Raw genomic sequence first — 16,166 nt, 5'->3', positions numbered from 1 at the left:
CAGCACGCAGACCGATAAGCTCCAGAAGCACTTTTGGAGAATCTGCATGGCCCACCTCGAATGGTCCGACGCCTTGTCGCTCGACCTGCCCCTCATGGACGACACCCACCGCGAGTTTGTCGCCCTGCTCGCGATCGTGCAGAGCGCCGCCGACGCGCAACTGCCGGCCGCCTGGCAGCACCTGATCGACCACACCGACGCGCACTTTGGCCAGGAAGACCGCTGGATGGCGGCCACGCGTTTTGCGTCAGCCAACTGCCACAGCCTGCAGCACAAGGTGGTGCTGCAGGTGATGCGCGAAGGCGCGGCGCAGGCCGCTGATGGCAAGCTGGGCGCCGTGCGCACCCTGGCCAGTGAACTGGCGTTGTGGTTTCCGCAGCATGCGCAAAGCTTGGACGCGGCGCTGGCACTGCACCTGCGGCGGGCCGGCTACGACCCTCTCACCGGTGTGGTGAGCCGTCCTGAGGATTTGCCCGCCGGCCTGGTGCAGGGCTGCGGCAGCGCGGACTGTTCGGACGCTGTGTCGGCCTGAGACCGGCCGGCTTGCGTGGCCGGCGGCGCAGCTCCTCAGGGGACCGGTCGCAGTGCGCTGGTGGGTCGGCCCGCAAAGTCGGTCCAGCAGTGGCGCTTGAAGTCATACAACTTGCAGGCGCGCGCCGTGTCGAAATACCAGCGCCAGGAAAAAGGCTGGATCACGATGCGGCCTGGCAACAACTCTTCCAGCCTGGCCTGCGCGACCTTGAGTTTGTAGAGCGGGATGCTCATGTCCACGTGGTGGGCGGTGTGCTCCATGATGTGATGCACCAGCGTACCTATCTGCCAGGGAAAGGTCAGGTGCACCGTCGTCGAGACAAAAGGCTGGGCGCGTTGCCAAGCGGCGCGCTCGTCGTGCCAGCACACCTTGACGTGGGTGTGGTGACCGTAAATCACAAAACCCATCATGTTGAACCAGAACAACAACGGCAGCACAAAACCCAGCAGCAGCAAGAGCAGCGTGGACTGGTCGGTCAGCCAGGCCGCGACCGCCAGCCCGGCGATCCACAGCGCGGCAAAAGCCGTCACCAGCAGGCAGTCCCAGGTGAAGATGGCGCGTCGGGTGTTGCCCAGGCTGGAGGCGCGCGGAAACATCATTTTTTTCCACCACATCTCGACCAGGTAATACATGCCCGGGCCCCAGCCGCTGCGGTAAATCCGTTGCATCAGGCGGCCCAGGGGCGACAAGGCCTGAAACTCTGCTTGTGTGAGTGGCGCCCAGACAAAATCCACACCTTTCAGGTTGGTGAAGCCGTGGTGCACCACGTTGTGGCCCACGTCCCACAGGCTGTAAGCGGTCAGCGAAGGCAAAAAGGCGATGCGGCCCAGCCAGCGGTTGAGCGGGCGGTGGGGCGTGAGGCTGTGGTGACAGCCGTCGTGGCCAATCACAAACAGCCGGCCGATGACAAAACCGGCGGCCAGGCCGCACAACACCTTCAGCCAGACCGCGTCCAGGCCCACCACGCCACCCAGCAAGGCCGCCAGCAGCGCGTAGTCGACAGCGAGCAAGACCAGGGCGCGCCAACTGCTGCGCTCCGCCAGTGGCAGCAGCCAGGCGCGTATGACCTTGCGGTGTGGCAGGTCGGCCTCCGTCGGCAGCGGCTGGGGGGCGGCGGAAGCGGGTACGGGGTGTTCAGGTGGAGAGATCATGGGCGAAGGCGTGGAAGATGTGGGGGGAGTGGCCTGGCCTGGCGGGACCGGAGCGGTGCCGCGTGGGTTCGCAAGCTGACTCTGTGATCCTAGAGGCCGAGCGCTGCGCGCCATCTGATCAAGATCAACACAGCGGCTCTGCCGCGCCGGAAGTTGAGCGGCGACAGGGGGGATTGGTAACCGGCTTGTAACTTTTCCGTGTGAGAATCAGAAACTAAATTACAGGAGACTTAGAGATGCAGCACAGCGCTACCAAAATTGTTGCCACCCTTGGCCCCGCTTCCAGCGATCCGGTGTTGCTTGAAAAAATGATTCGTGCCGGTGTCAATGTGGTTCGCCTGAACTTCAGCCACGGCACGGCCCAGGACCACATCGACCGGGCTGTCATGGTGCGCGAAGCCGCCCAGCGCGCCGGCTGCGAGGTCGCCATCATGGCCGACCTGCAGGGCCCGAAAATCCGCGTCGGCAAATTCGCCGAAGGCAAGGTCATGCTGGTGGCCGGCGCCAAGTTTGTGCTGGACGCCTCGCGCCAGGAACCCGGCGACCTCAAGGGTGTGGGTCTGGACTACAAGGAACTGCCACGCGATGTGCGTGCCGGCGACGTCTTGCTGCTCAACGACGGCCTGATCGTGCTGACGGTGGATGCCGTGCGCGGCGAAGAGGTGATCACCACCGTCAAGGTCGGCGGCATCTTGTCCAACAACAAGGGCATCAACAAAAAAGGCGGCGGACTGACCGCGCCGGCGCTGACCGGCAAGGACATGGAGGACATCAAGACCGCCATGAGTTTCCAGGCCGACTACGTGGCGGTGAGTTTCCCCCAGAACGCGACCGACATGGAAATGGCGCGCCAGCTCTGCAATGTGGCCGCCGCACCTTACAAACACAAGCCCGGCCTGATCGCCAAGATCGAACGCGCCGAGGCGATCCCCAAGCTGGAAGAAATCCTGCAGGTCAGCGACGGCATCATGGTGGCGCGCGGTGATTTGGCCGTGGAAGTGGGCCACGCCGCTGTGCCGGCGCTGCAAAAACGCATGATCAAGCTGGCCCGCGCTTATGACAAACTGGTCATCACCGCGACGCAGATGATGGAAAGCATGGTCCTGAACCCGGTGCCGACACGGGCCGAAGTCAGCGACGTGGCCAATGCCGTGCTCGACGGCACCGACGCCGTGATGCTGAGCGCCGAAACCGCCGCCGGCAAATACCCGCTGGAGACCATTGAAGAAATGGCCAGCATCTGCCTGGAAGCCGAAAAAGCCGAATACGCGGCGCTGGACGCCGATTTCCGCGGCAAAACCTTCACCCGCATCGACCAGTCGATCGCCATGGGTGCGTTGTTCACGGCCCACCACCTGGGCGCCAAGGCCATCGTGGCCCTGACCGACAGCGGCGCCACACCCTTGTGGATGAGCCGCCATGACATCCGTATGCCGATTTACGCACTGACGCCCAACCTGGCGACCCAGCGCAAGATGGCGCTGTACCGCAACGTGCGCCCGCTGCTGATGGACACCAGCGCCGACCGCGACACCGCGCTGGACCAGGCCGAAGGCCACCTGCTGCGCCGCGACATCGTGCAAAGCGGCGACGTCTACGTTATCACCTGCGGCGAACCCATGGGTGCGCCGGGCGGCACCAATATGCTGAAAATCTGCCGGGTGGCGTAGCCCCCACGGTCGCTCACTGCGTGTAGCTCCCTGCCCCCCGAGGGGGCCGCCTGCGGCCCGGCCAGGCCGGTTCCGCGGCTCAGACTGGTGTTAAGCGTCCTACACGGCCTGACGGAATCGGCTGAATCCGGCAGGTCCTTGGCCTGCGTATCAAGGAGTCATGCACAACATTGACACCCCATTGCCAAGACGCTCGCTTATCGCCATGTTGCCTGCGTTGCTCACGGCCTGCTCGGGCGTGGACCTGCTCAACGCCACCGTTCCCACCGACAGCTACCGGCGAACCGAGGGCCTGGCTTATGGGCCTTATTTGCGCCAGCGCCTGGACGTCTACCGGCCCACCCAGGAGGCAACCCGTGCCCCGTTGGTGGTTTTTTTCTACGGCGGCAGCTGGTCGTCGGGCGAGCGCGGCGACTACCGCTTTGTCGGCGAGGCGCTGGCCTCGCAAGGCATCGTGACCGTGGTCGCGGATTACCGCCTGAGCCCGGACGTGCGTTACCCCGCCTTTGTGCAGGACAGCGCCCGCGCCGTGCATTGGGCGCTGGACCACGCCGCCGAGCATGGCGCCGATCCGGCCCGCGTGTTTGTCATGGGGCACAGCGCCGGTGCCTACAACGCCGCCATGGTGGCGCTGGATCCACGCTGGCTGCGGGCCGAAAGACTTTTGCCAACGCGCCTGGCCGGCTGGATAGGGCTGGCCGGGCCTTATGATTTTTTACCCATTGGTGACCGCCAGACCCGGGTGGCCTTCGACTGGCCCGGTACGCCTGCGGACAGCCAGCCGCTTTCACATGCCTCCGCGGCATCGCCGCCCGCGCTGCTGCTGGCCGCGGCCGAGGACCGCGTGGTGAACCCGCAGCGCAACACCGTGGCGTTGGCCAAGCGCCTGCGGGGCAGCGGCGTACGTGTCGACTCGGAACTGTTTGACAGCGTCGGCCATGTGACCCTGCTGGCCGCGATGGCCTCTGTGCTGAGATCGCGGGCACCTGTGCTTGAGCGTGTGAGCGCTTTTGTGCAATCGGCCCCATCCGCCGGCTGATGGACCGGAGAATCCAGGGTCGCCATTGCGCCCCCAGTCCCTGAGGGCATCTCCAGCGGGTAAAATGAGGGAAGTTACCGGTCAGTTACCGATCCGTTCAATCTTCCTGGGGATATTCTTATGGCACTCGTTTCGATGCGCGAGCTGCTGGACCATGCGGCAGTTCACACCTACGGCATTCCGGCTTTCAACGTCAACAACCTGGAACAAGTCCAGGCCATCATGCAGGCCGCTGACGAGGTCAATGCCCCCGTCATCATGCAGGCCAGCGCCGGCGCCCGCAAATATGCCGGCGAAAGCTTTCTCAAGCATCTGATCCAAGCCGCGGTGGAAAGTTACCCGCACATTCCCGTGGTCATGCACCAGGACCATGGCCAGAGCCCCGACGTTTGCCAGGGCGCCATCAACCTGGGCTTCAGCTCGGTGATGATGGACGGCTCGTTGATGGCCGACGGCAAGACCATTGCCGACTACGACTACAACGTCGAAGTCACGCGCAAAGTGGTCGACATGGCGCACGCCACCGGCGTCTCGGTCGAAGGCGAACTCGGCTGCCTGGGCAGCCTGGAAACCATGCAGGGCGACAAGGAAGACGGCCACGGCACCGACGCCGTGATGACCCATGACCAGTTGTTGACCGACCCCGAGCAGGCCGCCGACTTTGTCAAACGCACCCAGCTCGACGCCCTGGCGATTGCCATCGGCACCAGCCACGGCGCTTACAAGTTCACGCGCAAGCCCACCGGCGACATCCTGGCGATTGAACGTGTGAAGGAAATCCACCGTCGTATCCCCAACACCCATCTGGTCATGCACGGTTCGTCCAGCGTGCCGCAAGACCTGCTGGCCATCATTCGCCAGTACGGCGGTGACATGAAAGAAACCTATGGCGTACCGGTCGAAGAGATCCAGAAAGCCATCAAATTCGGCGTGCGCAAGATCAACATCGACACCGACATCCGCCTGGCGATGACGGCTGCCGCACGCAAGTTCATGGCTGAAAACCCCAGCAAGTTTGACCCGCGCGAGTGGCTCAAACCCGCCACAGCGGCTGCCAAGGCGATTTGCAAGCAGCGTTACATCGAGTTCGGTTGTGAAGGCCAGGCCAGCAAGATCAAGGGTGAATCGCTCAGCATCGTCGCCGCCAAATACGCCAAGGGCGAGTTGGTCCAGGTCGTGAATTAAGCAAAAAACGACAAAATCCCGCGCCGGTTTTCGAACGGGCGATAATAAAAAGCTCGCTGATACCAGCGGGCTTTTTTACTTTGGCAAGCACCCATGACCACCGCACTCCACACTTCGGCCCTTACTTCCCTGCCCTTGCTGGCGCGCGGCAAAGTCCGCGACAACTATGCCGTGGGCACAGACCGGCTGCTGATGGTCGCCAGCGACCGCCTGAGCGCTTTTGACGTGATCCTCGGCGAGCCGATTCCGGGCAAGGGTGCGCTGCTGACGCAGATGGCGCTGTTCTGGTTCGACAAGCTGGGCGCTATCTGCCCGAATCACCTGACCGGCGACGCGCCTGAAAGTGTGGTCACGCCGGCTGAAATACCGCAGGTGAAAGACCGCTCCATGCTGGTCAAACGCCTCAAGCCGATCCCGGTCGAGGCCGTGGTGCGCGGCTACCTGGCCGGCAGCGGCTGGAAGGAATACCAGGAGAGCCAGGCTGTCTGCGGCGTGGCCTTGCCGCCCGGCCTGAAAAACGCCTCGAAACTGCCGGCGACTATCTTCACGCCGGCCGCCAAGGCCGCCGTGGGCGAACACGACGAAAACATCAGCTACGAGCAAATGGTCAAGGTGGTGGGGCCGGAGCTGGCCGCGCAGATCAAGGACCTCAGCATCCGGATTTATGAAGCCGCGGCGGCTTTTGCCCTGACCAAAGGCATCATCATTGCCGACACCAAGTTCGAGTTCGGCCTGGATGAAAACGGCACCCTGACCCTGATGGACGAGGTGTTGACGCCCGACTCCTCGCGTTACTGGCCGATCGAAGGTTACGAGCAGGCCTTTGCCGCCGGGCAGAACCCGCCCAGCTACGACAAACAGTTTGTGCGTGACTGGCTGGAGCAGACCTTGGTGAATGGCAAACCCTGGGACAAAACCCCGCCCGCGCCGCGCGTGCCGCAGGACGTGATCGAAAAAACCGCGGCCAAATACCAGGAAGCGCTGGCGCGGCTGACGGCCTGAGCCACCTAAATTTCACGGAAATGGGCGCCGATTTGCGCAAGCGAATCGGCGAGCGTTTAAAATACGTCCAACTCAAGGAGCGTTGCAGCGAAACCCGGTTTCGTCAGGCTTGAGTGACAGCAGGCCGCCGCGGCCTGCCTTTGCAACGGCGCTCACCTTTGATTCCTAAGGTGAGTGATGTCTGAAATTCAAGTCCCCCCGATGAAGCTGTCCGGCCTGGAGCCGGTAAACATTGGTGCCGGTACCCTGTTCGTCAACATTGGCGAACGTACCAACGTGACGGGCTCCAAGGCCTTTGCCCGCATGATTCTCAACGGCGAATACGAGCAGGCGCTGGTCGTGGCGCGCCAGCAGGTCGAAAACGGCGCGCAAATCATCGACATCAACATGGACGAGGCCATGCTGGACAGCCAGGCCGCCATGGTGCGTTTCCTGAACCTGATCGCCAGCGAGCCCGACATCGCACGTGTGCCCATCATGATCGACAGCTCCAAGTGGAGCGTGATCGAGGCCGGCCTGCGTTGCATCCAGGGCAAGGGCATTGTTAATTCGATCTCGATGAAAGAGGGCTTGGAGTCCTTCAAGCAGCAGGCCAAGCTGCTCAAGCGTTACGGCGCGGCGGCCGTGGTGATGGCTTTTGACGAGCAGGGCCAGGCCGACACCTATGCGCGCAAGATCGAAATCTGCGAACGCGCTTACCGCGTGCTGGTCGACGAGCTGGACTTTCCGCCCGAAGACATCATCTTCGACCCCAACATTTTTGCCATTGCCACGGGCATTGAAGAACACAACAACTACGCGGTGGACTTCATCAACGCCACGCGCTGGATCAAGGCCAACTTGCCGGGCGCCAAGGTCTCCGGCGGCGTGTCCAACGTGAGCTTCAGCTTTCGCGGCAACGACCCGGTGCGTGAAGCCATCCACACCGTGTTTTTGTACCACGCGATCCAGGCTGGCATGGACATGGGCATCGTCAACGCCGGCATGGTCGGTGTGTATGACGATCTCGAGCCAACCTTGCGCGAACGTGTCGAAGACGTGGTGCTCAATCGCCAGCCCGTCTACAAGCCGGGCGAGCCCGAACTCACGCCCAGCGAACGCCTGATCGAAGTGGCCGAAACCGCCAAAAGCGGCGCCAAGGACGACACGAAAAAGAACGAGTGGCGCGCCCTGCCGGTGCGCCAGCGCCTGTCGCACGCGCTGGTGCACGGTATGAACGAACACATCGTGCCCGACACCGAAGAAGTCTGGCAGGCCATCAAGGCCGAAGGCGGCCGGCCGCTGCATGTGATCGAAGGCCCGCTGATGGACGGCATGAACGTGGTCGGCGACCTGTTCGGCCAGGGCAAGATGTTTTTGCCGCAGGTGGTGAAAAGCGCCCGTGTGATGAAACAGGCGGTGGCGCATTTGCTGCCTTACATCGAGGCGGAAAAACTGCTGCTCGAAGCCGCCGGTGGCGACGTCAAGACCAAGGGCAAGATCATCATCGCCACCGTCAAGGGCGACGTGCACGACATCGGCAAAAACATCGTCACCGTGGTGTTGCAATGCAACAACTTCGACGTGGTCAACATGGGGGTGATGGTGCCCTGCCATGAAATTTTGGCGCGCGCCAAGATCGAAGGCGCCGACATCGTCGGCCTGTCTGGTCTGATCACGCCCAGCCTGGAAGAAATGCAATACGTGGCCGGTGAGATGCAGAAGGACGACCATTTCCGCATCAAAAAAATCCCGCTGATGATTGGTGGCGCCACCACCAGCCGTGTGCACACCGCCGTGAAAATTTCGCCGCATTACGAAGGCCCGGTGGTCTATGTGCCGGACGCCTCGCGCAGCGTCAGTGTGGCGCAAAGTTTGTTGAGTGACCAGGCCGCCAAATACATCGACGAGCTCAACAGCGACTACGACAAGGTGCGCACCCAACACGCCAACAAAAAACAAATCCCGATGTGGCCGCTGGCCAAGGCGCGTGCGAACAAGACACCGATTGACTGGACCCGCTACACGCCGCCCGTGCCCAAATTTATTGGCCGGCGTGTGTTCAAGAATTTCGATCTGGCGGAGTTGGCCAACTACATCGATTGGGGCCCCTTCTTCCAGACCTGGGATTTGGCCGGCCCTTTCCCGGCCATCCTGAAAGACGAGGTGGTGGGCACCGAGGCGGTGCGGGTCTATGCCGACGCGCAACGCATGCTCAAACGCCTGATCGAAGGCCGCTGGCTGACGGCCAGCGGGGTGATGGGGTTGTACCCGGCCAACAGCGTGGGTGACGACATCGAGATTTATACCGACGAGTCGCGCAGCGAGGTGGCCATGACCTGGTACGGCCTGCGCCAGCAGGCCGAGAAAACCGCCCTTGAAGGCGTGATGCGGCCCAGCCGCTGCCTGGCAGACTTTGTGGCGCCGAAGCAGCTCGCTCCTGAAGTGATAGCTGCTCGCGCACAAGGGGCGGGGGCTACAGGCCCAAAAGACTCACAAATTCAGGACTACATCGGTGTTTTCGCCGTGACCGCCGGTCTGGGCGCCGAGAAGAAGGAAAAATACTTCAACGACGACAACGATGACTACTCGTCCATCATGCTCAAGGCCCTGGCCGACCGCCTGGCCGAAGCTTTTGCCGAAGCGATGCACAAGCGGGTGCGGCAGGACTTGTGGGGTTATGCCGCCGACGAAACCCTGAGTCCCGAGGACATGATCGCGGAAAAATACCAGGGCATACGTCCGGCGCCAGGCTATCCGGCTTGCCCGGACCACAGCGTGAAAAAAGAGATGTTCGAGCTGCTGCAGGCGGCGGACATCGGCATGGCACTGACTGAAAGCCTGGCCATGACACCGGCTGCCAGCGTCAGCGGTTTTTACCTGAGCCACCCGCAAAGTGTGTATTTCAACGTCGGCAAGATCGGTGATGACCAATTGCAGGATCTGGCCCAGCGGCGCGGTGAGAAGGCCGAAGATTTGCAACGTTTGCTGGCGCCCAATTTGTAGCCAAGCAACGTGACCTTTGTCACGGTGGACGGGATTTTTTACTTCCCGTTGAGGGCGACATCCCCTGTCTTTACAAAAAAACACGCGCGGCCGGCGGGCGCCGTGTACCTTTTGGCTGTTTCGCACGTTCAGGTAGGGGGCCCTGTCCGGGCGCTGCGATTCAAGCTTTACAAAAGAAAGGCCGAACCATGAACACCTCCACGGAAAATCTTCAGCCGGGCCAGCAAGCGGCATCGTCGGCCAACAAACCCTTGTGGGCGGCCGTGGCCGTTCTCAGTGTGGCGGTGCTGGGCATGGGCGGCACCATGATTTACAACCAGCGTGCGCAGATACCCCCGGTTGCCACGGTGGCGGCCGTGACGCCGGCCCCGACGGTGGCGGCGCCGCTGCTGGCCGCACCGGCCGCCGTTGCCCATGCCGCCGATGACCTGGCCGAAAAGCCGGCGGCGGCGCCCGCCAAGCCCGCACCGGTACCGATCAAAAAAGTGGTCAAACCCGTGCTCAAGCCCGTACCGGCGCCGGCACCCAGCTATTCCGGCGTGTCGCCCGCGCCTTATCCCGCTCCCGCGCCTGTGGTGGTGGCCGCGCCGGTGTGTGCGGTGTGCGGCAGGGTTGAGTCGGTGACGCCGGTCGAACGTTCGAGCAAGCCGGCCGGTGTCGGCGTGGGAACGGTGGCTGGCGGCGTGCTGGGCGCGGTTCTGGGCAACCAGGTCGGCCACGGCGGAGGCCGGGCCGCCGCCACCATTCTGGGCGCGGTAGGCGGTGGTTTTGCCGGCAATGCGATTGAAGGCCATGTCCGCAAAGAGACGGTGTACCAGGTCGGTGTGCACATGGACGACGGCTCGCGCCGCATGGTGGAAGTGGCGCAGCCCCCCAGCATTGGCAGCCAGGTGACGGTGCAGGGTTCTACGCTGCGCGGCAATGACGGCGTCAGCTACGGCCCGAAACCTGTGGCCGCGCCCGCCACTGTGCAGCCTGCGCGCTCGGATGAATTGAACCGTTGAGCCGGCAGCTTGCGCTGTCTGACGGCACCAAGAGGTGATACCCGGTAAGCGCCAGAAAAAAGTCTGCCCGGCTTGCATCTGGCGCTTTTTTGCGCCCGGTACCGACCCAAAGAGGCACGCTGGTTCGTTCGCTCAATGCGCCGCCTTGAGCACGCGGCGGTATTGCACCGCCTCGGCCACATGGCTGACCTGCACGGTGGCTTCACCGGCCAGGTCGGCGATGGTTCTGGCCACCTTCAGGCAGCGGTGAATACCACGGCCCGACCAGCCCAGGCGGGCAGCGGCGATGTTCAAAAACTTCGCGGCGGCAGCGTCCAGCTGGCATTGCGTGTCAATGGCTTTGCCCTGCAGCGCCTGGTTGCTGCTGCCCTGGCGTGTCATGGCGCGTTCGCGGGCCAGCACCGTCCGCTGCCGGATGTCGGCCGTGCTTTCACCCGGCGCCGTGCCCAGCAACTCATCGGCGCCTAACGTGCCAACTTCCACATGCAGGTCAATACGGTCCAGCAGCGGGCCGCTGAGTTTGCCCTGGTAACGCGAGACCTGGTCCGGCGAGCAGCGGCAGGCGCGCAAGCTGGAGCCCAGGTAACCGCAGGGGCAGGGGTTCATGGCGGCGACCAGCTGAAAACGCGCGGGGAATTCTGCACGTTGGGCGGCGCGCGAAATCGTGATGCTGCCTGATTCCAGCGGCTCACGCAAAGCTTCCAGCGCGGCTCTGGGAAATTCCGGCAATTCGTCCAAAAACAAAACACCATGGTGGGCCAGGGAAATTTCGCCAGGCCGGGGTGGCGAGCCGCCGCCGACCAGGGCCACAGCGCTGGCGGTGTGATGCGGTGAACAGGTTGGGCGTTGGGCCCAGCGGTCCAGTGAAAAGCGTCCGCCCAGCGAGGCAATCGCCGCGCTTTGCAGCGCCTCTTCGGTGCTCATGGCCGGCAGCAGGCCGGCAAAACGCTGAGCCAGCATGGACTTGCCGGAACCAGGCGCACCGACCATCAACAGGCTGTGGCCACCGGCTGCGGCTATTTCCAGTGCCCGTTTGGCTGCGGCCTGGCCTTTGACGTCCGACAGGTCGGGGTACGGTATGTCCTGGTGTTGCGCGCTGGCATGCAGCCGAACCCAGCCGTCCATGGCTTCGGGCAACGTGTCGCCCGGCAGGAATTGCCTGACCACGTCGAGCAGGTGGTGGGCGCGGTAGACCTCGGTGCCCGGCACCAGCGCGGCTTCCTGGGCGCTGCCTTCGGGCAGCACGAGTTTGGGTTTGGCCTGGCCAGCGTCAGCACCCGCCAGCGCCAGGCTCATGGCCAGCGCGCCGCGTATGGGGCGTAAATCGCCGCCCAGGGACAGCTCCCCGGCAAATTCGTAACCGGCCAGCTTGTGGGTATCAATCTGGCCGCTGGCGGCCAGGATGCCCAGGGCGATGGCCAAGTCGAAGCGGCCGGAGTCCTTGGGCAGGTCCGCCGGGGCCAGGTTGACCGTGATGCGCTTGTTGCTGGGAAATTCCAGCCCGGTGTTTTGAATCGCCGAACGCACACGTTCACGCGCTTCCTTGACCTCGGTCTCCGCCAGCCCGACCAGGGTGAAGCTGGGCAGGCCGTTGGCCAGGTGCACTTCCACACACACCGGATGGGCCTGCAGGCCCAGCAACGCACGGCTTTGCACTAAAGATAAGCTCATTGTCCGTTTTCTCCCTGCTTGCGCACCACGAATGCGCATCCGACTCGGCACTAACTTGGTGCGAACCTCTTTTTCTGAGCTACATCTTGTCACACGGCCGCCTCTGTATGAGAAGACGCGCAACTTTGACGCTGCGGAGCTTTGGCACGCTCCATGCTAATTGAAGCTGGCTGCAGTTCCTACTTTTAACTATCAATGGAGTTTTTAATGAAATTGACCACTCAAAAAACGATGCTGGTGATGGCGCTGACCCTGGCAGGCTCGGCATTTGCCCAGACCGCCGCACCGGCGCCGGCACCTGTGCCGGACTCCACGCTGTCCTACAACATCGGTGCCACCACCGATTACCGCTACCGCGGTATTTCGCAAAGTGGCAAAAAGCCCGCTTTGTCGGCCGGTATTGATTACGCCCACAGCAGCGGCTTTTATCTCGGGACCTGGGCGTCGAGCATCACCTGGCTGAAAGACACAACGGCCAACCCCAACACCACCAAGGGTCCGGTGGAAATTGACCTCTACGGCGGTTACAAAGGGTCCCTGGCCGAAGGTGTGGGTTACGACGTCGGTGGTCTCTACTACTGGTATGCCGGCAACAACCTGAAAAAGACCCCAGGCCTGGTGAGCCCCAACACCTTCGAGCTCTATGGCGCCCTCACTGTCGGGATAGTCACGGCCAAGTATTCACACGCCACGACCAATTTGTTTGGCACGGCCAACAGCAAAAACAGCGGCTACCTCGACCTCAGCGCCAACTTTGACCTGGGGTCGGGCTGGTCCATCGTGCCCCACGTCGGCGCGCAAAAAATCAAGAACGGCAATTCGTATACCGACTACTCGGTGGCCGTCAACAAGGATATCGACGGCTTGGTGCTGAGCCTGGCGGTGGTGGGCACCAGTGGTCTGGGTTCTGCCCCTTACACCTTGCCCGGCTCGGGTACACGTGACCTGGCCAAAGATGGCCTGGTCCTCTCGGTCAAGAAAACTTTCTGAAACAAACCGGCATAAACGCTGGGGCAAAGGAGAACATATGAAACTCGTAACGGCCATCATCAAACCGTTCAAGCTGGACGAAGTGCGCGAGGCGCTGTCCGGTATTGGCGTGCAAGGCATCACCGTGACCGAAGTCAAGGGTTTCGGCCGTCAAAAAGGCCACACCGAGCTTTATCGGGGCGCGGAATACGTTGTCGACTTTTTGCCCAAGGTCAAGATCGAGGCGGCGGTGTCCGACGAGCTGGTTGACCGTGTCATCGAAGCCATCGAGGGCGCAGCCCGCACCGGCAAGATCGGCGACGGCAAGGTCTTTGTCTACAACCTGGAACAAGTTGTGCGCATCCGCACCGGTGAAACCGGCAAGGAAGCCCTGTAAGGCTCAACCCTAAAAAGAGAACATTGCCATGAAAAAAATACTTGCTTCCCTTGCTCTGGGCCTGAGTTTGCTGGCCACTGGCGCAGCCGTGCTGGCGCAGGCACCGGTACCGGCCGCCACAGAGTCGGCCGTGGTGGCGCCTGCGGCTGTGGTGGTGGCACCCGCTGCGGTGCTTGTCGCGCCAGCGGCCGTGGTCGTGGCCCCTGCGGTTACACCCAAGCTCGACAGCGGCGACACCGCCTGGATGTTGACCTCCACCATGCTGGTCATCCTGATGGTCATCCCCGGGCTGGCGCTGTTTTACGGCGGCCTGTCGCGCTCCAAAAACATGTTGTCGGTGCTGGTGCAGGTCTTTGTGATCTTCGCGCTCATCACCTTGTTGTGGGCGGTCTACGGCTACAGCCTGGCGTTTGGCGGCGAAGGCACTTTCTTCGCCGGCTTCGACAAGCTTTTCCTCAAAGGTATTGCGGCGGACACCTTGTCGGGCGCCTTGCCGACCATTCCTGAATACGTGTTTGTGGCCTTCCAGTCGACCTTCGCGGCCATCACCGTGGCGCTGATCGTGGGCTCGTTTGCCGAACGTATGCGCTTCTCCGCGGTGCTGATCTTCGCCGTGCTCTGGTTCACCTTCAGCTACATCCCGATGGCCCACATGGTCTGGGGCGGCGGTCTGCTCGGTAAAGACGGCGCACTTGACTTTGCCGGTGGCACCGTGGTGCACATCAACGCCGGTGTGGCCGGTCTGGTGGGGGCTTACATGCTGGGCAAACGTATCGGCTTCGGCAAGGAAGCCCTGACGCCGCACAGCCTGACCTTGACCATGGTCGGCGCCTCCCTGCTGTGGGTGGGCTGGTTCGGTTTCAACGCCGGCTCGGCGGGTGCTGCCAACGGCGTGGCCGGTCTGGCGTTTATCAACACCATCCTGGCCACCAGCGCTGCGACCTTGGCCTGGATAGGCGGCGAAGCGCTGCACAAAGGCAAGGCCTCCATGCTGGGTGCGGCTTCCGGTGCTGTCGCCGGTCTGGTGGCGGTGACGCCAGCGGCCGGTTTTGTCGGCCCGATGGGCTCTATCGTGCTGGGCCTGGTGGCCGGCCTGGTCTGTTTGTGGGGCGTGGGTGGCCTGAAGAAAATGCTGGGCGCCGATGACGCGTTTGACGTGTTCGGCGTGCACGGTGTCGGCGGCATCATAGGCGCCATCCTGACCGGTGTGTTCGCAGCGCCCAGCCTGGGTGGCACTCAGCCCGCCGACTTCGCCATGGGTCACCAGGTCTGGGTGCAGGTCAAGAGTGTGTTGCTCACCGTGGCCTGGTCTGGCGTGGTGGCTTTCCTGGCCTACAAGATTGCGGATCTGCTGGTCGGTCTGCGTGTGAGTGAAGAGGCCGAACGCGAAGGCCTGGACATCACCTCGCACGGTGAAACCGCTTACAGCCGTTAAAGCGGACAAGCCATGGCTGCAGCGCAGCCATGGCGGGAATGGTTAGCGAGAGTCTCCTTTGGATATTGGGCCCGCACGGACTTCAGTTTGGCGGGCCATTTTTTTTGATGATCGGCAAGGCCGACGGGTCGCGTGCCCGATGCACAATGGCACAAGGAGAGTTGCCATGACCGAGTCCATCACCTTGTCCAGTGCCAGCCTGCGTTGTGACATCAAGCCCGATCTGGGTGGCTGTATCAGCGGCCTGTGGCTGGGCGATACACCGGTCCTGCGTTCCACGCCCGCGAACGAGTTGTTGTCGGTGCGTCTGGCCGGCAGTTACCCGCTGGTGCCTTTTTCCAACCGGGTCGGCCATGCCACCCTGAAATGGCAGGGCACCAGTCATCCCTTGGTGCAAAACAATGGGCCGGAACCCCATGCCATTCACGGCCTGGGTTGGCAGCGGCCCTGGCAGGTGCTGGCGCAGAACGACGCGCTGCTGATGCTGGCCTGCGAACACCGGGCCGACGCCGCCTGGCCTTTTGCTTTTGATGCCTCGCAAACCTTTAGGCTCCACGGCAACACTCTCGAGTTGACGCTCAGCATGACCAACCAGTCGGCCGTGCCGGCCCCGGCCGGCCTGGGCTGGCACCCTTATTTTGTCAAACGCCCTGGCAGCCACCTGGTATTTGAAGCCAGCGGGCGCTGGGAAATGAGTGGCGAAAAACTGCCCACGCATCGCCAGCCTTCACGCGGACTCGACGTGGACTGCGCCTCCCTTGATGTGGACCACTGTTTTGACGGCTGGACCGGTGTGGCGCACTTGCGCGACGAGTTGTTGTACACCCGCATCACGTCCAACCTGAGCCGGCTGGTGGTGTTTACCAACAACACGCGCGACTTTGTGGCGATAGAGCCGGTCAGCCATGTCAACAACGCCGTCAATCTGATGCAGGCCGGCGTCGGGCAAGCCGATACGCTGGGTGTCCAGGTGCTGGCGCCGGGCGAGTCCATGAGTGCCCACATGAGTCTCCAGGTGGAGTCTGTGTCATGACCCGCTTGGGATTGATTCTGTCTTGCAGTTTTGCCTGATTTGCTCCTATAGTGAAGCATGGCCGGCGTCGGCCAGGGCCCGAAAAATTCAGGA

Annotated in this window: 13 protein-coding genes and 1 riboswitch; of the genes, 11 read left to right on the top strand and 2 right to left on the bottom strand. The window is 62.7% G+C overall.

Annotation, left to right across the window (positions count from 1 at the left end):
* Positions 1 to 46 precede the first annotated feature (46 nt).
* A complete protein-coding gene (locus R6254_RS00610) occupies positions 47 to 532 on the top strand; it encodes a hemerythrin domain-containing protein (RefSeq protein ID WP_318403661.1) in 486 nt (161 codons plus the stop codon).
* A 35-nt stretch (positions 533 to 567) separates the two neighbouring features.
* On the opposite strand, the gene R6254_RS00605 is transcribed toward R6254_RS00610, so the two are convergent.
* Positions 568 to 1,683 carry a fatty acid desaturase gene (locus tag R6254_RS00605; RefSeq protein WP_318403660.1) on the bottom strand — a complete coding sequence of 372 codons (1,116 nt, stop codon included), beginning with the start codon at positions 1,681 to 1,683 and terminating at the stop codon, positions 568 to 570.
* Positions 1,684 to 1,919: 236 nt separating this feature from the next.
* Here R6254_RS00605 and pyk point away from each other — a divergent pair, with 236 nt between their 5' ends.
* From pyk to R6254_RS00575, 6 genes are all read left to right on the top strand, one after another.
* Positions 1,920 to 3,353, top strand: a complete 1,434-nt coding sequence (pyk, locus tag R6254_RS00600) for a pyruvate kinase (protein ID WP_318403659.1) — start codon at positions 1,920 to 1,922, stop codon at positions 3,351 to 3,353.
* A 205-nt stretch (positions 3,354 to 3,558) separates the two neighbouring features.
* Positions 3,559 to 4,392: an alpha/beta hydrolase gene (locus tag R6254_RS00595; protein WP_318403658.1), complete on the top strand. Its 834-nt coding sequence runs from the start codon at positions 3,559 to 3,561 to the stop codon at positions 4,390 to 4,392.
* 120 nt (positions 4,393 to 4,512) lie between these two features.
* Positions 4,513 to 5,577, top strand: coding sequence for a class II fructose-bisphosphate aldolase (gene fba / locus R6254_RS00590; RefSeq protein ID WP_318403657.1), 1,065 nt, complete (start codon positions 4,513 to 4,515; stop codon positions 5,575 to 5,577).
* Between the two features lie 93 nt (positions 5,578 to 5,670).
* A complete protein-coding gene (locus R6254_RS00585; RefSeq protein ID WP_318403656.1) occupies positions 5,671 to 6,579 on the top strand; it encodes a phosphoribosylaminoimidazolesuccinocarboxamide synthase in 909 nt (302 codons plus the stop codon).
* A 68-nt stretch (positions 6,580 to 6,647) separates the two neighbouring features.
* Positions 6,648 to 6,740, top strand: a riboswitch (S-adenosyl-L-homocysteine riboswitch).
* Positions 6,741 to 6,756: 16 nt separating this feature from the next.
* Positions 6,757 to 9,564 carry a methionine synthase gene (metH, locus tag R6254_RS00580; protein ID WP_318403655.1) on the top strand — a complete coding sequence of 936 codons (2,808 nt, stop codon included), beginning with the start codon at positions 6,757 to 6,759 and terminating at the stop codon, positions 9,562 to 9,564.
* Positions 9,565 to 9,752: 188 nt separating this feature from the next.
* Complete coding sequence (locus R6254_RS00575) at positions 9,753 to 10,568, top strand: outer membrane lipoprotein (protein ID WP_318403654.1); 816 nt, start codon at positions 9,753 to 9,755, stop codon at positions 10,566 to 10,568.
* A gap of 132 nt (positions 10,569 to 10,700) precedes the next feature.
* On the opposite strand, the gene R6254_RS00570 is transcribed toward R6254_RS00575, so the two are convergent.
* A complete protein-coding gene (locus R6254_RS00570) occupies positions 10,701 to 12,239 on the bottom strand; it encodes a YifB family Mg chelatase-like AAA ATPase (protein ID WP_318403653.1) in 1,539 nt (512 codons plus the stop codon).
* Positions 12,240 to 12,446: 207 nt separating this feature from the next.
* Between R6254_RS00570 and R6254_RS00565 the strand changes: the two genes are divergently transcribed.
* The 4 genes from R6254_RS00565 to R6254_RS00550 all read left to right on the top strand — a co-directional run bounded on the left by R6254_RS00565 (position 12,447) and on the right by R6254_RS00550 (position 16,073).
* On the top strand, positions 12,447 to 13,229 hold the full coding sequence (locus R6254_RS00565) for a TorF family putative porin (RefSeq protein WP_318403652.1): 783 nt from the start codon (positions 12,447 to 12,449) through the stop codon (positions 13,227 to 13,229).
* 37 nt (positions 13,230 to 13,266) lie between these two features.
* Positions 13,267 to 13,605, top strand: coding sequence for a P-II family nitrogen regulator (gene glnK / locus R6254_RS00560; protein ID WP_318403651.1), 339 nt, complete (start codon positions 13,267 to 13,269; stop codon positions 13,603 to 13,605).
* A 28-nt stretch (positions 13,606 to 13,633) separates the two neighbouring features.
* The gene (gene amt, locus R6254_RS00555) at positions 13,634 to 15,040 is read left to right on the top strand and encodes an ammonium transporter (RefSeq protein ID WP_318403650.1); all 1,407 of its coding nucleotides are present in this window, start codon (positions 13,634 to 13,636) and stop codon (positions 15,038 to 15,040) included.
* Between the two features lie 166 nt (positions 15,041 to 15,206).
* Entirely contained in the window at positions 15,207 to 16,073 is an 867-nt protein-coding gene (locus tag R6254_RS00550) for an aldose 1-epimerase (RefSeq protein WP_318403649.1), read from the top strand.
* Positions 16,074 to 16,166 lie beyond the last annotated feature (93 nt).

The sequence above is a fragment of the Polaromonas potterensis genome (assembly GCF_033446725.1).
In the GTDB taxonomy this organism is placed as follows: Bacteria; Pseudomonadota; Gammaproteobacteria; order Burkholderiales; family Burkholderiaceae_C; genus Polaromonas.
The sequence above is the reverse complement of the archived record's forward strand: the minus strand, read 5'-3'. Positions and strand labels throughout refer to the sequence as shown.